This is a genomic window from Saccharopolyspora thermophila, assembly GCF_014646075.1.
Lineage (GTDB): Bacteria > Actinomycetota > Actinomycetes > Mycobacteriales > Pseudonocardiaceae > Saccharopolyspora > Saccharopolyspora thermophila.
Genome location: NZ_BMMT01000007.1, coordinates 97305 through 111559, shown reverse-complemented (window position 1 = coordinate 111559; position 14255 = coordinate 97305). Strand labels below are relative to the sequence as shown.

Genomic DNA, 14255 nt, shown 5'->3' with positions numbered 1-14255 from the left:
GGCATGCCCGCCTTCCCCCGCGCCGCAAAGCGCGAGCTGGCCAACTCGCAGCTGCGGCACAACCTGGCCAACGCCACCGCCACCATCCGGCAGAAACGCGCCACAGTGGTCGACGAACTCGACGACTGGGCGCAGCTGCGCGCGGCCGGTGCCGCCCTCAAGGCGCACACGCTGTCCAACCTGGACACCTACCTGGAGCAGTTCGAGGCGGCGGTCACGGCTGCGGGCGGCACCGTGCACTGGGCGCGCGACGCCGCGGAAGCCAACCGGATCGTCGTGGACCTGGTGCGCGCCACCGGCGAGCGCGAGGTGGTCAAGGTCAAGTCGATGGCCACCCAGGAGATCGCGCTCAACGAGGCGCTGGCGGCGGCCGGGATCGACGCGTGGGAGACCGATCTCGCCGAGCTGATCGTGCAGCTCGGCCACGACCCGCCCAGCCATATCCTGGTGCCCGCGATCCACCGCAACCGGGCGGAGATCCGCGAGATCTTCCGCCGCGAGATGGGCGCGGTGGGGGTGCCCGCGCCGGAGGACCTCACCGACGAGCCCGCCCGGCTGGCCGAGGCGGCGCGGCGGCACCTGCGAGAGAAGTTCCTGCGCGCCAAGGTCGCCGTGTCCGGGGCGAACTTCGCCGTGGCCGAGACCGGCACGCTGGTCGTGGTGGAGTCCGAGGGCAACGGCCGGATGTGCCTGACCCTGCCGGAGACGCTGATCAGCGTGGTGGGGATCGAGAAGCTGGTGCCGCGCTGGCAGGACCTGGAGGTCTTCCTGCAGCTGCTGCCGCGGTCCAGCACCGGGGAGCGGATGAACCCCTACACCTCGACGTGGACCGGGGTGAGCGCCGGGGACGGCCCGCAGGCGTTGCACGTGGTGCTGCTGGACAACGGCCGCACCAACGCGCTCGCCGACGAGGTGGGGCGGCAGGCATTGCGCTGCATCCGCTGCTCGGCCTGCCTGAACGTGTGCCCGGTCTACGAGCGCACCGGCGGCCACGCCTACGGCTCGGTCTACCCGGGGCCGATCGGCGCGGTGCTCACACCGCAGCTGCGCGGCACGACGTCCGAAGTGGACAAGGCGCTGCCCTACGCGTCGTCGCTGTGCGGCGCCTGCTACGACGTGTGCCCGGTGGCCATCAACATCCCGGACCTGCTGGTTCACCTGCGGACCCGGGTGGTGGACCAGCACGACGTGAAGTCTCGGCCGCTGGACGCCGTGATGCGCCTGGCCTCGTGGGTGTTCGGCGACTCGCGGCGGCTGGCCGCCGCGGAGCGGGTCGCGTCGTTCAGCCGCCGGTTCCTGGGCCGCGGCGGCACCATCCGGCGGCTCCCGCCGCCGCTGTCGCGCTGGACGGACGCGCGTGACGCACCCGCACCGGCCGAGGAGTCCTTCCGCGTCTGGTGGCAACGCACCCGAGGAGGCAGTTCGCGATGAGCACGGCGCATTCGGCACGCGAGGCGGTGCTGGGCCGGGTCCGGTCGGCGCTGGCCGGGACCGAGCGGACCCCGCTGGCGGACATTCCACGGGACTACCGCATCGCGCGGCCGGCGGCCGACCTGGTGGGGCTGTTCTGCGAGCGGGTCGCCGACTACCGGGCCACGGTGGAGCGCGTCGAGCCGACCGGGCTGACCGCGGCGATCGCGGCCGCCGCGAAGGCGGTCGGAGCCCGCCGGGTGCTCGTCCCCAGCGGAGCACCACAGGCGTGGTACGACGCGCTGCGGCCGGAGTTCGCGCAGGTCGATGACGGCGAGGGCATCGACACCGCGGGCCTGGACCAGATTGACGCGGTGATCACCACGGCCGTGGTGGGCATCGCGTCGACCGGCACGATCGTGCTCGACCACGGTCCGGGCCAGGGGCGTCGCGCCGTGACGCTGGTGCCGGACGTGCACATCTGCGTCGTCGAGGAGTCCCAGATCGCCGACGACGTGCCCGCCGCGCTGCGCCGCCTCGACCCGAACCGCCCGATGACCTTCATCAGCGGCCCGTCCGCCACCAGCGACATCGAGCTCAACCGGGTGGAGGGCGTGCACGGTCCGCGCACCCTGCATGTCCTGGTCACCGCCGACCTCGGAAGTCGCCTTCAAACTCGTTCCGCGTAGCCGGTGGTCCGCCTTCCCGGGCGGGCCGCGACGCCGCTTGCTGATCACGCGCGACCGTCCGGGTGACGTCCAACATCACCGTCCGGGCACACTGATCACCAGAACCGGTGATGCGAAGGAGTCGACCATGGTGGCCGGTGCGTCAGGAGGGGATCTCGTCGACCGGGCGGCGACGCTGCGACCGGTGCTGGAACGCAACCGCGCCGAAGGGGAGCGGGAACGCAGGCTGCCCGAGGAGTCGATCGCCGCGCTCACCGAGGCCGGTCTGTTCCGCGCCTGGGTACCCCGCCGCTTCGGCGGTCTGGAACACGACCTGCGCACCGTCATGGACGCCACCGCCGAGGTCACCAAGGGCGACGCCTCCGCCGGGTGGCTGGTGCTGATCCTCGCCTGCGGCGACTGGCTCACCGGACTGTTCCCCGACCGGGCCCAGGAAGAGGTCTTCGGCACCGACCCGGACACCCGCGTCTGCCAGGTCCTCACACCGAAGGCGACCGCGCGGCGCACCGACGGCGGCTGGCTGGTCAGCGGTAACTGGGCCCCGGCGTCCGGCTGCCTGCACGCCGGGTGGGCGATGCTGGGCATGGTGCTGCCCGAGGCCGGCGACGAACCCGGAGGCGCCGCGTTCGGACTGGTGCCGATGGCCGACCTCCGCGTCAAGGACACCTGGTTCACCCTCGGCATGCGCGCCACCGGCAGCAACCTGCTGGTCGGCGAGGACGTGTTCGTGCCCGAGCACCGCGTGCTGCGCCGCGGACCCGCGACCCGCGGCGAGTTCCCGCGCCACCGCAACGACTCCCCGCGGTACCGCACCGCGCTGGTGCCGACCCTGGCCACCTTTCTGATCGCGCCGTTTCTTGGCATGGCCGAACTCGCACTGGACCACGTGGTCGCGCAGTCCGGCAGGCGCGGCATCGCCTTCACCAGCTACGAGCGCCAGCGCGACTCCACCGGGTTCCAGCTGGCCGTGGCCGAGGCGTCGATGAAGCTGGACGTCGCGCGGCTGGTCGCGGACCGGGCGGCGGCGGTCGTGGAGGGGCATGCGCTGTCCGGCACGCACCCGGACCTGCTGGAGCGGGCGCGGCTGCGGATGCACTCCAGCCACGCGGTCCAGCAGTGCCGCGAAGCGGTGGACGTGCTGGTCTCGGCGTACGGTGCCGGTGCGCTGGCCGAGGCGGACCCGCTGCAGGCGGTGCTGCGCGACATCCAGACCGCCAGCCGGCACGCGCTGTCGCACCCGGCCAGCAACGCCGAGGTGTTCGGCCGGGCGCTGCTCAACGTCGAACCCAACATCACCGAGATGATCTGAAACCCCTGTCCGTGCTCCTCAGAGTCGGCCTGTCCGTGCTGCTGTGCGAGCCGGCCACGCACAGGTACGGGCCGTTGGGCGAGATGCCCTCGACGTCGACCTCTTCGTCGGCCTCGCCGGGCAGCGGGACCACGTCGGCCAGCGGGAAGCTGACGTGCGTCCCGGCGGCCACCGCGCCGGCCTCGAACCGCAGCCGGACCGTGCGTGCGACATCCCATCTGCCGTTTCCACCGCACCGTTCCCCGCCCAGGCCACACGATCCAGTGACAGCGGGAACCGGATTCCGGTAAGCCTGGTCGAAAGCGGTGTCGTGAACGATCGAGGAGAGGAGTTCGGGTGGCGGACATCCGGGTTCAGCTGCGCGGTGGGCCGGAGGACGGTCACGAGGTGACAGTGTCGGCGGACGCGTCGGGCAACCCGGTCCCGCGCATCACGCTGCCCGCCCGGGTGCGCAACGCCCAGGCGGTGCCGCCGCAGCTCATCTACGAGCGAAGCACGCGGGGCGCCGACGGGACGTGGGTGTTCGACTACGTCGGGGCCCAGCCGTAGCGCGGGCCGGCAGCGGTGGGCGCAACCGGCTGCGCGCGGACCGCGTCCCACCGGGCGATCTCCAGGGACATCGACGGTTCGATCTCCCTGGAGATCGCCACCGGCGCCGGTTCGAGCGGTGATCAGTCCTGCGGGGGCCGCCACATCGGATAAAGGTCCGGGCCGTCGTTCGGGAGCTCGATCGGGGCGCCGCGGTCCTGGAAGCCCAGGCGCAGGTAGAGGCGGCGGCTGCGGGTGCTGCTGGCCTCCAGGTAGGCCGCGGTTCCCGCAGCGTCCCAGCGGCGGAGGACCTCGCCGAGCGCCCGGGTGCCGACGCCGGTGCCCTGCACGGCCGGGTCGACGCCGATCAGCGCCAGGTACTGGTGCGGTTCGCGCGGGTGGCACCGCGCGCTGAGCTCGCCAAAAATCCGAAACCACTGCGCCCGGGGCCCGGCGAGGTCGAGCAGGCGCTGCATGTCGTCCTCGGCGAGCATGCTCGGCAGTTCCCGCTCGCAGGGCAGCCACACCTGCACCGCCTGGGCGTCCGGCGTGCTGATCACGTCGCCGACCCGCTCGGTGTGGGCCAGCACCATGGTGAACCACTCCCGGTACACGCGGTGCCGGTGCTCGCGGTCCGGCAGCAGCCAGCGGGCGAAGGCGTCGTCGCCGAAGGCGCGCACCAGCGTACGCGCCCGCGGATCCATTCCGTCCTCAGTGGACATCAGCGGTCTCCTTCGGCAACTGCACCGTGGTGGCCCGTGGCCCCATGCCGATCCGCGCGTACGCCTCCGGCCGGGCCCGTCGGAGCACCGCGCCCCACCCCGCGCCGAGCAGGAACACGACCAGGAAGCCCATCGGCAGCGCCCACGCCGCCGGGTCGCCCTCGGCGACCCCGAGCACGGTCCCGAACGACGACACCGTCAGCACCAGCACCACCGCCAGCACCGCGGCCGCCACAGCCGGTGCCACGGTGGTGCGCCACCGGCTGTGCCCGTGGTCGCGGACGCGCAGGAAGTAGCCCACCACGGCCAGGGACGTCAGCAGCACCAGCACGAGCACCCCGAGCGCCCCCACCGAGGCACCCCAGAAGAACAGGTAGGTGATCGGGTCGATCCCGGTCACCGCGACCAGAACCACCACCGCGGTGGTGATCGCCGTGGTGGTCAGCGACCCGGCGGCCGGAGCCGCGGTGCGCGCGCTCGTGGACCCCCACCAGGCGAACCCGACGCCCTCGCGGCCGAGGGCGAAGAAGTAGCGGGCACAGACGTGGTGGAACGACAACGTCGCGGCGAACAGGCTCGTCACATACAGCGCCGAACCGACGGTCACCAGGGCGCTCGGCAGCCGCTGCGCGGCGAGCACGAACAGCAGCTCGGTGGAGTGCTCGTCGGCCTGCGCCACGATCTCGCCAGGCCCGGTTGCCACCGTCATCGCCCAGGTTGACAGCGAGTACAGCCCGCCGATGACGGCCAGCGAGGTGTAGGTCGCGTAGATCACCGTGCGGGGGTTCTTCGCCTCCTCGGCCAACACGGTGGAGTTCTCGAACCCGATGAAACCGGTGAAGGCGATCACCAGGATCACTCCGGCCGCGCCGGTCATCAGCTGCACCGGGTTCAGCGTGTCGAGCACGACCCCGGTCGGAGCGGGCGCGGACACGAACGCCACGTCGAAGATCAGGATGATCGCCACCTCGGCCAGCAGCAGCACGCCCAGCACGCGCCCGTTGACGTCGATACGCAGCACGCCCAGCAGCGCGACCACGGCCAACCCGACGGCGGCGGGCAGCCACCACGGCACCTGCGCGCCGCTGACCTGGCGCACGAAGTCCGCCGCTCCGACGCCGAAGCCGCCGACCAGGCTGGCCAGGATCATCAGGTAGGACACCAGCGCGACACCGCCGGCGGCCGTGCCGGTCACCCGGCCCAGCCCCTTGGCGACGTAGGCGTAGAACGCACCGGCGTTGGCCACGTGCTGTGACATCGTCACGTAGCCGATCGCGAACGTGCCCAGCACCAGCGCGATCGCCAGGTAGCCCAGCGGGATTCCGGTCACTCCGGACACCGCGAACCCGCTGACCGCGCCGCCGCCCACCACCGTTTCCGGGGCGGCCGCGGCGACCGTGAAGAACACAATGGACAGCACGCCCAACCGATGTCGGGCCAGTGCGGCGGACACTTTGGACGGTGACAAAGGCGCCCTCCTCGGTGGTGGTCAGCGGCGGGGAGTGATCGCCGACTGCCCGTGGGCGGCGGCGACCTCGTTGATCAGGGTGCGCAGCGGGCCGGGGATGCGCGGCTCCCAGGACTCCATCCGGTACTCGCCCTGCCGCGCGACGTGCTTGGGCAACCGCACCTGCCGCAGCACCCCGGTCTCCCGGACCAGCAGCGCGAAGGTGATTTCGGCCAGCCGGTCGGTGACGGTGATCATGCCGCTGCCGCTGGTCGTTTCGGCGCTGGTGAACAGCAGCTCCAGCTCGTCCTCGGCCGGGCGGACCGCGGTGTCGGCGCACCGCCATGCCGCAGCCGAGCCGCCCCGCCAGCCGCCGGACACCGGCACCTCGCGCAGCACGTCGGTGATGGTCAACCGGGCACGCACCTTCTCGGTGGCGGTCTGGCCCAGGTACTCCAGCCAGGTCCGCAGGTCATGGCCCGGTTCCTGGCGGATCTCCCGCAGCACCACCCAGGACAGAAAGTCCGGGCAGCGGCCCCGGCCGCTGGGCCGGACGCTGGGCGTCACCGCGATCTCCTCCTCCAGGATCAGCTCGGCGAGCAGACCCCCGGCGCAGCCCAGCGCCACCAGCGCGGCGTCCACGCGGGCCGACAGGCGCTGCTCACCGGTGTGTGCGGCGAGGAAGAACCGATCGGCCACGCGCAGCGGCAGGCGCGCGTCGCCTCCCGAATCCGTCACCGGTCACCCCCGGTCAAAATGCTCATCACGCGGTCTCTCCTGTTCGACAGTCCGCCCCCGTGTTCGGATCGTGTTCGAAGCAGCGCACAGAGTAACGTATCTGAAGATCCATTCAAGTTCGCTGCTGGCGGCGCGCGCCAGGTCCGGCCCGGTCGTTGCCTGGCGCCGGGCGCGGGAATCGGGCCCGTCACCGCGGCGTTGACTTCCACCTGACGCGAAGTTCGAGGATGGTCGCGGACCACCTCGAACGACCTCGAAGGGGACTGCGACCATGACGGTGACCTGGGAGACGATGCGCTCCTTCGCCAGTGACAAGTCGGTGACCCGGCAACGCCTCTCCCCCGGGCTGGCCCGCCGGATCCTGCGCTACGCCCGCCCCTACACCCGCGACATCGTCCCCTTCCTGGTGCTGGTCGCCGCTGCGGCGGTGCTCGGCATCGTCAACCCGCTGCTGTTCAAGGCGATCATCGACGACGGCATCGTGCCGCGGAACACCGCGGTGGTCGTCTGGCTGGCGGTCGCGGTGGCCGGGGTCGCGCTGCTGGAGGCGGCGCTGTCGCTGCTGCAGCGTTGGTACTCGGCCCGGCTCGGCGAGGGGCTGATCTACGACCTGCGCCGCGAGGTCTTCGACCACGTGCAGCGGATGCCGGTGGCGTTCTTCGTGCGGGCGCAGACCGGGGCGCTGGTCAGCCGCCTGAACAACGACGTCATCGGCGCGCAGCGGGCGCTGACCAGCACGCTGTCGTCGGTGGTGTCCAACGTGCTGAGCCTGGTGCTGGTGCTGGCCACCATGTTCACCCTGTCCTGGCAGATCACCCTGATCGCGCTGGCGCTGCTGCCGCTGTTCCTGCTGCCGGTGCGCTGGATCGGCCGCCGCCTGCAGCGGGTGACCCGCGAGCAGATGAAGGTCGACGCCGAGATGAGCTCGCTGATGACCGAGCGGTTCGGTGTGGCCGGGGCGATGCTGGCCAAGCTCTACGGGCGAGCCGAGGAGGAGTCCGAGCGGTTCGCCACCCGGGCGGAGCGGGTGCGCGACATGGGCGTAGTCTCGGCCATGTACAGCCGGGTGTTCTTCGTGGCACTGACGCTGCTGGCGGCGCTGGCCACCGCGGTGGTCTACGGGCTCGGCGGGTCGCTGGTGGTGGCCGGGGCGTTCGAGCTGGGCACCATGGTGGCGCTGGCGACGCTGCTCAACCGCCTGTACGGACCGCTGACCGCGCTGTCCAACGTGCACGTCGACGTGATGACCGCACTGGTCAGCTTCGACCGCGTCTTCGAGGTGCTGGACCTGCGCCCGATGGTCCAGGAGAAGGCCGACGCGCGGGAGCTGCCGCCGGGGGCCGCCGACGTGGAGTTCGACAACGTGTCCTTCCGCTACCCGGCTGCCAGCGACGTCTCGCTCGCGTCGCTGGAGTCGGTGGCGCGCCCGGACAACGCGCCCGCGCACGACGTGCTGCACGGCGTGTCCTTCCGCGCCGAACCCGGCCAGACGATCGCGCTGGTCGGGCACTCCGGGGCGGGCAAGACGACGATCACCCAGCTGGCCGGGCGGCTCTACGACGTCGACTCGGGCGCGGTGCGCATCGGCGGGGTGGACGTGCGCGACGTGAAGCTGTCCTCGCTGTACGCGACGGTGGGGGTGGTCACCCAGGACCCGCACCTGTTCCACGACACCATCCGCGCCAACCTGGCCTTCGCCCGACCGGACGCCACCGAGCAGGAACTGCTGGAAGCCCTGCGCACGGCGCAGCTGGGGCACCTGGTCGAGTCGCTGCCCGACGGGCTGGACACGGTGGTCGGCGACCGCGGGTACCGGTTGTCCGGTGGGGAGAAGCAGCGGCTGGCGCTGGCGCGGCTGCTGCTCAAGGCACCGCCGATCGTGGTGCTCGACGAGGCGACCGCGCACCTGGACTCCGAGTCGGAGGCGGCCGTGCAGGAGGCGTTGCAGACCGCGCTGTCGGGCCGGACCGCGCTGGTGATCGCGCACCGGTTGTCGACGATCCGCGAGGCGGACCGCATCCTGGTGATCTCCGAGGGTCGTATCGCCGAGGAGGGCACGCATGCGGAGCTGCTGGCTCGCGGCGGCCTGTACGCGGAGCTCTACCGGACCCAGTTCGCGCAGCAGACCGACACCGAGGACGCGGCCTGACCTGCCCCTGTTCGAGCCCCGGTGCCGTGCGCTGGGCACCTGCGGTGCCGCGGCGTGTCGGTCGTCCGGCACACCGATGGACAGCGGCGCGATCCGGCACGTCGGTTTTCAGGAAATCCGCCGCGGTGTCAGGTGGTCGCGGGCGGGGCGGTGGTGAGGGTGCCGTCCGGGTCGAGGTGCGCCAGCACCGCCGTGCAGAGCTCGTCGAGCTGGCGCACCTGGTCCGCGGACAGGCCGTCGAACAGCAGCGACCGGACCTTCTCCACGTGGCCCGGGGCGGCCGCGACGAGCTTGTCGTACCCGGCCTCGGTGAGTTCGGCGACGTTGCCGCGGCCGTCGCTGCACGCGCGGTGCCGCCGTACCCAGCCCTGTTGCTCCAGTCGGGCCACCACGTGCGAGACGCGCGACGGCGAGGCGTTGGAGCGGGCGGCCAGGTCGCTCATCCGCAGCGCTCGGCCCGGCTCTTCCGAGAGCATCGCCAGGACCCAGTACCCGAAGTGGGTCAATCCGGAGTCCCGTTGCAGCTGCGCGTCGAGCGCGGCCGGGATGACGGTCATCAGCGCGGCGAACTTCCGCCAGGCGCACTGCTGCTCGCCGGTCAGCCATCGCGGTTCGGTCACTCCACCAGCATATCCGCCGGTATGTGCCCCTTCGGGGTATCTGCGCTGGTCAGCGGCGCAGCTCACGCAGCGCGGTCCTGGTCGGCAGGTCGGCGTCCCCGCGGTGGTCGTGCGCTTCAGCTGGCCCGGTGACCGCGCCTGCCGCGCAGCAGGTCCTCCGCGGTGCGGGTGTTGATGACGCGGTCGGCGGGCACCTCGCACTCCTCGGCCCGCGCGCAGCCGTAGCCGAGCCAGTCCAGTTGCCCGGGCGCGTGCGCGTCGGAGTCGATGCTGAACAGGCAGCCTGTGTCGCGGGCCAGCCGGAGCAGTTCGCGCGGCGGGTCCAGCCGCTCCGGCCGCGAGTTGATCTCGACCGCGACACCGTTGTCCCGGCAGGCCGAGAACACCTCCTCGGCGTCGAATGTGGACGGTGGGCGCCGCTTGCCGCCGATGAGGCGGCCGGTGCAGTGGCCCAGCACGTCGACATGTGGATTGGCCGCTGCGGCACACATCCGGCGGGTCATCTGCGGGGCGGGCATCCGCAGCTCGGAGTGCACGCTGGCCACCACGAGGTCCAGCTGCGCCAGCAGATCTTCCTCCTGGTCCAGGGAACCGTCGGCGAGGATGTCCACCTCGATGCCGGTGAGGATGCGGAACGGCGCCAGCCGCTGGTTGAGCTCGGCGACCACGTCCAGCTGGTGGCGCAGCCGGTCCGCGGACAGCCCGCGCGCGATCGTCAGCCGCGGCGAGTGATCGGTGAGCACCATCCACTCGTGGCCGAGTTCCCGGGCCGTGGCGGCCATTTCGGCGATCGGGCTGCCGCCGTCGGACCAGTCGGAGTGGGTGTGGCAGTCGCCGCGCAGCGCGACCCGCAGCTCGCGCCCCCGCTCCGGAACGTCCACTTCGGACCGCAGGCGGGCGAGGTAGCCGGGGACCTCGCCGCGGTGGGCGGCTGCGATGACTCCCGCGGTGGTGCCGCCGATGCCAGGCAGCTCGGTCAGCCGGTTCGCGGCGATCCGTTCGTCGAGGTCGGCGCAGTCGTCGACCACCGCCGCGGCGCGCCGGAAGGCCCGCACCCGGTAGGTCGGCGCACCGGCCCGCTCCAGGCGGAACGCGATTTCCCGCAGCGCTCGTACCGCATCCACGGGTCCTTGGTAGCCCCTGGTGGCCCGCCCCGCCACCCGAGTCCGGCCGTGGCTCCGGCGGGCGGGCTGCGGGGCGTGAGGTGTGCGCCACCGTTTTCGGTTCGGGGGGGGTGGTCACGTCGTGGTCGGCGGCGTTGAATGGCGGCCGACAATTCTTTTCGACGATCTGCGAGGTGTGGTGTGCAGCAGTACGAACTGGCGGTGCTGCCCGGCGACGGTATCGGCAACGAGGTGATGCCCGAGGCGCTGCGCGTCCTGGACGCGGTCAGCGCGAAGTACGGCCTGCGGTTCAGCTACCGGCACTTCGACTGGAGCTGCGAGACGTACCGGAGCACCGGCCGCATGATGCCCGCCGACGGCCTCGACCGGCTACGCGACCATGACGCGATCCTGCTCGGCGCGGTCGGCTGGCCGGGGGTGCCCGACCACATTTCGCTGTGGGGCCTGCTGCTGCCGATCCGCCGCGCCTTCGACCAGTACGTCAACCTGCGGCCGGTGCGGCTGCTGCCCGGCGTGACGCCGCCGGTGCGCGACAAGCAGCCCGGCGACATCGACTTCTGGGTGGTGCGGGAGAACACCGAGGGTGAGTACTCGCAGCTCGGCGGGCGGCAGGGCGAGGGCACCCCGAACGAGATGGTGCTGCAGACCGCGGCGTTCACCCGCCGCGGCACCGACCGGATCATGCGCTACGCCTTCGAGCTGGCCCGCAAGCTGGACAAGCCGCACGTCACCTCGGCCACCAAATCCAACGGCATCTACCACTCGATGCCGTACTGGGACGAGCGGTTCGCGGCCATCGCCGCCGAGTACCCCGACGTCACCACCGACGAGTACCACATCGACATCCTGTGCGCGCGGTTCGTGATGACGCCGGAGCGGTTCGACGTGGTGGTGGCCAGCAACCTGTTCGGCGACATCCTCTCCGACCTGGGGCCGGGCGTGACCGGCACGATCGGGGTGGCGCCTTCGGGCAACATCAACCCGGAACGCACCTACCCGTCGACGTTCGAGCCGGTGCACGGCTCGGCCCCCGACCTCGCCGGGCGTGGCATCGCCAACCCCATCGGGCAGATCTGGTCGGCGGCGATGATGCTGGACCACCTCGGGCAGGCGGAGGCGGCGGCGGACGTGGTCGGCGCGATCGAGCGCGTCCTGTCCGACGCGGCCGCGCCCCGCACCCCGGACCTCGGCGGCCAGGCCACGACCGAGGACCTCGGCAAGGCCATCGCCGCCGCCGTCCAGGGCTGACCCGCGCCGGGGTCGCACGCCCCTACGCGGCGGTGGTTGCCGCGATGCGGGCCGTTGAGAAAGCGTCATGCCCGCAGGGACAGGGGCTTGCCGGACCTGGTCAGCAGGCCGCGCGCCACGATCTCCCGCACCACCAGGATCGACACCGACTCCACGGCCAGCAGCGCCACCAGCACGTAGAGCTGCACGATCCCGGCCTGCAGCGGGCTCGCCCCGCCGAGCAGCATGCCGACGAACGCGCCCGGCAACGTCACGGTGCCCACCGTGCGGGTCTGGTCCAGCTCTGGTACCAGGGCGGTGCCCGCCACCGGGCGGACGATCTCCAACCGTGCCTCCCGGCCCGTCAGGCCCAGCGCCAGCGCCGCCTCCACCTCGCCGTGGCGCTGGTGCAGTTCGTCGAGCAGCCGCCGCCCGGCCAGCGCGGTGGCCACCAGCGCGCCCCCGATCAGCTGACCGACCAGCGGGATCAGCACCAGCCCGGTCAGCGGCACGGCGCGGGTGGCCACCAGGAGTCCGACGGCCGGGGCCACCCCGGCGGCGATCGGCAGCCCGGCCAGCCACCATGTGCGGTCGCGGGTGATGCGCCGCCCGCGGTGTGCGCGGCGACGGCGAACATCAGCACGATGAACAGCGCGGCCAGCGCGGTCCACCGCACGAGGTGGGCGATCAGTAGGGACACCGCCAGTAGTTGCACCGCGCCGCGCAGCCCGGCCAGCAGCACGTCGCGGTGGCGGGCGAGCCCGCCGAGCCCGGCCACCGCCGCAGCGGCGACCAGTAGCAGCGCGATGGCTGCCCCGAGTTGCGGGGTGACCGGGATGGAACCTGAACTCACCCGACGACTCTATGTCCCGACCATGTCCCCGGCCCCGCACCGCAGGCCGCCGGCGGGTCAACGGGGGTCGTCGAGGAGTTCGACGGGTTCCGTGATCACATCGACCAGGGCTCCGTTGCGGGTCACCGTGATCTGCAGGGGGCGGCCGATGGCTTCGGCGAACATCAGCCGCTGCAGGCCCTGGGCGTCGCGGACCGGGTTGCCGCCCGCGGTCAGGACCAGGTCGCCGCGATGTAGTCCGGCGCGCGCTGCCGGACTGCCGCCCACCACGTCGACCACGCGCAGACCGGTGTCCTGGCCGGTGCGGGCGGCCAGGTCGTCCGGCAGCGGCGCCGGGGTGGTGACCAGGCCGAGGAAGGCGCGGCGGACCCGACCGTGCCGGACCAGCGAGTCGATGATGCGGTGGGTGGTGGCGTTGATCGGGATGGCCAGCCCCACCCCGATCCCGGCGACCGCGGTGTTGATGCCGACCACCGAGCCCCGCGAGTCGGCCAGCGCACCGCCGGAGTTGCCCGGATTGAGGGCCGCATCGGTCTGGATGACGTCCTCGATGATCCGGGCCGCGGTGCGGCTGCGCGCGGGCAGCGAGCGGCCGAGGCCGCTGACCACCCCGGCGGTGACCGACCCGGCCAGGCCGAGCGGGTTGCCCACGGCCACCACGAGCTGGCCGACCACCAGCTCGTCGCTGTCGCCGAACCGCACCGGCGGCGGGGTGGGCCAGTCGGCGCGGACCACGGCCAGGTCCGACAGCGGGTCGCTGCCGACCACCTCGAAGGGGGTGCTGGTGCCGTCGGCGAACCGCGCGGTGCCGCTGGTGGCGCGGCCGACGACGTGCGCGTTGGTCAGCAGGACACCGTCGGCGACCACCGCCGATCCGGCTGCCTCGCCCCATTCGTTGGTCGCGTGCAGGCCGGCCACGCTGGGCGTGATCGCCTCGGCCACCGCGACCACCGTCTGCGAGTAGGCGTCCAGCGCCCGGAACTCGTCGGCCATCCCGACCTCCCGCTGCGAGTCGTGTGCCTGCGCAACGCCGCGCAGGCCACGCACATTCCGCTGGCGTGATCAGCGGGCCGCTCGGGCGGCGGTGATGGCGCTGAGGCCGAGCCACCACGTCGGTCATGACCAGCGACAGGACGACGACCTGCGCGTCGTGTTGCGGGTCCCTGACCGGCGGCAGCGGCCAGCACCGGTCTCACGCCGAGGAACACCAGCACCACGGCCAGCCCGACCGGCGCCCGGTGGACCAGGCGCCCGAGCAGGCGGCGCAGGGGATGCAGGCCGAGCAGTGCGAGGGTGTTCGCGCCGAACAGCAGGTCGGTCTGAGCAGCCAGCTGGGCGGTCGCGGACACCGAGAACAGCGCGAAGGCCGTCAGCGATCTGTCCTGAGTGGACAGGACTGGACCGCGAGCCGGATTCAGCACATCCGGGACGAACCACCC

The 14255-nt window shown here is 72.3% G+C and carries 13 protein-coding genes and 1 pseudogene; 6 read left to right on the top strand and 8 right to left on the bottom strand.

Going from position 1 to position 14255, the window contains the following annotated elements; genetic code table 11:
• The first annotated feature begins 3 nt into the window (after positions 1–3).
• The 3 genes from IEY17_RS12000 (at position 4) to IEY17_RS11990 (ending at position 3408) form a co-directional block, all read left to right on the top strand.
• Positions 4–1431 carry a LutB/LldF family L-lactate oxidation iron-sulfur protein gene (locus IEY17_RS12000; protein WP_188987548.1) on the top strand — a complete coding sequence of 476 codons (1428 nt, stop codon included), beginning with the start codon at positions 4–6 and terminating at the stop codon, positions 1429–1431.
• Entirely contained in the window at positions 1428–2099 is a 672-nt protein-coding gene (locus IEY17_RS11995; protein ID WP_188987427.1) for a LutC/YkgG family protein, read from the top strand. The genes IEY17_RS12000 and IEY17_RS11995 overlap by 4 nt, the downstream gene beginning before the upstream one ends.
• Before the next feature lie 127 nt (positions 2100–2226).
• Positions 2227–3408, top strand: coding sequence for an acyl-CoA dehydrogenase family protein (locus IEY17_RS11990; RefSeq protein ID WP_188987426.1), 1182 nt, complete (start codon positions 2227–2229; stop codon positions 3406–3408).
• Here the strand turns inward: IEY17_RS11990 and IEY17_RS11985 are convergent.
• Positions 3392–3601 (bottom strand): DUF3616 domain-containing protein, encoded by a 210-nt coding sequence (locus tag IEY17_RS11985; protein ID WP_268240338.1) that lies wholly within the window; start codon positions 3599–3601, stop codon positions 3392–3394. The two genes, IEY17_RS11990 and IEY17_RS11985, sit on opposite strands and share 17 nt — an antisense overlap.
• A gap of 143 nt (positions 3602–3744) precedes the next feature.
• On the opposite strand from IEY17_RS11985, the gene IEY17_RS11980 reads away from it, so the two are divergent.
• Positions 3745–3957, top strand: a complete 213-nt coding sequence (locus IEY17_RS11980) for a hypothetical protein (protein ID WP_188987425.1) — start codon at positions 3745–3747, stop codon at positions 3955–3957.
• A gap of 122 nt (positions 3958–4079) precedes the next feature.
• On the opposite strand, the gene IEY17_RS11975 is transcribed toward IEY17_RS11980, so the two are convergent.
• Genes IEY17_RS11975 through IEY17_RS11965 form a run of 3 tightly spaced genes read right to left on the bottom strand, consistent with a single transcriptional unit; the run spans position 4080 to position 6843 of the window.
• Positions 4080–4658, bottom strand: coding sequence for a GNAT family N-acetyltransferase (locus tag IEY17_RS11975; protein ID WP_188987424.1), 579 nt, complete (start codon positions 4656–4658; stop codon positions 4080–4082).
• Positions 4648–6126: an APC family permease gene (locus tag IEY17_RS11970; RefSeq protein ID WP_188987423.1), complete on the bottom strand. Its 1479-nt coding sequence runs from the start codon at positions 6124–6126 to the stop codon at positions 4648–4650. Before IEY17_RS11970 ends, IEY17_RS11975 begins: the two co-directional genes overlap by 11 nt.
• Before the next feature lie 21 nt (positions 6127–6147).
• A complete protein-coding gene (locus tag IEY17_RS11965; RefSeq protein WP_229680057.1) occupies positions 6148–6843 on the bottom strand; it encodes a GPP34 family phosphoprotein in 696 nt (231 codons plus the stop codon).
• A gap of 271 nt (positions 6844–7114) precedes the next feature.
• Between IEY17_RS11965 and IEY17_RS11960 the strand changes: the two genes are divergently transcribed.
• Complete coding sequence (locus IEY17_RS11960; RefSeq protein WP_188987422.1) at positions 7115–8992, top strand: ABC transporter ATP-binding protein; 1878 nt, start codon at positions 7115–7117, stop codon at positions 8990–8992.
• A 128-nt stretch (positions 8993–9120) separates the two neighbouring features.
• On the opposite strand, the gene IEY17_RS11955 is transcribed toward IEY17_RS11960, so the two are convergent.
• Positions 9121–9612: a MarR family winged helix-turn-helix transcriptional regulator gene (locus IEY17_RS11955; RefSeq protein WP_188987421.1), complete on the bottom strand. Its 492-nt coding sequence runs from the start codon at positions 9610–9612 to the stop codon at positions 9121–9123.
• A 116-nt stretch (positions 9613–9728) separates the two neighbouring features.
• Positions 9729–10736 (bottom strand): PHP domain-containing protein, encoded by a 1008-nt coding sequence (locus IEY17_RS11950; RefSeq protein WP_188987420.1) that lies wholly within the window; start codon positions 10734–10736, stop codon positions 9729–9731.
• 138 nt (positions 10737–10874) lie between these two features.
• On the opposite strand from IEY17_RS11950, the gene IEY17_RS11945 reads away from it, so the two are divergent.
• On the top strand, positions 10875–11984 hold the full coding sequence (locus IEY17_RS11945; RefSeq protein WP_188987419.1) for a tartrate dehydrogenase: 1110 nt from the start codon (positions 10875–10877) through the stop codon (positions 11982–11984).
• 65 nt (positions 11985–12049) lie between these two features.
• Here IEY17_RS11945 and IEY17_RS26210 read toward each other — a convergent pair.
• A pseudogene (locus IEY17_RS26210) lies at positions 12050–12816 on the bottom strand (ABC transporter permease).
• 57 nt (positions 12817–12873) lie between these two features.
• Positions 12874–13809 (bottom strand): S1C family serine protease, encoded by a 936-nt coding sequence (locus IEY17_RS11935; protein ID WP_188987418.1) that lies wholly within the window; start codon positions 13807–13809, stop codon positions 12874–12876.
• Positions 13810–14255: the final 446 nt, after the last annotated feature.

Excerpts from the sequence above, each read along its gene's own strand:
- IEY17_RS11960 (WP_188987422.1), top strand. The coding sequence starts at position 7,115 with ATGACGGTGACCTGGGAGACGATGCGCTCCTTCGCCAGTGACAAGTCG.
- IEY17_RS11975 (WP_188987424.1), bottom strand. The coding sequence starts at position 4,658 with ATGTCCACTGAGGACGGAATGGATCCGCGGGCGCGTACGCTGGTGCGC.
- IEY17_RS12000 (WP_188987548.1), top strand. The coding sequence starts at position 4 with ATGCCCGCCTTCCCCCGCGCCGCAAAGCGCGAGCTGGCCAACTCGCAG.
- IEY17_RS11945 (WP_188987419.1), top strand. The coding sequence starts at position 10,875 with ATGGCGGCCGACAATTCTTTTCGACGATCTGCGAGGTGTGGTGTGCAG.
- IEY17_RS11995 (WP_188987427.1), top strand. The coding sequence starts at position 1,428 with ATGAGCACGGCGCATTCGGCACGCGAGGCGGTGCTGGGCCGGGTCCGG.
- IEY17_RS11935 (WP_188987418.1), bottom strand. The coding sequence starts at position 13,809 with ATGGCCGACGAGTTCCGGGCGCTGGACGCCTACTCGCAGACGGTGGTC.
- IEY17_RS11990 (WP_188987426.1), top strand. The coding sequence starts at position 2,227 with ATGGTGGCCGGTGCGTCAGGAGGGGATCTCGTCGACCGGGCGGCGACG.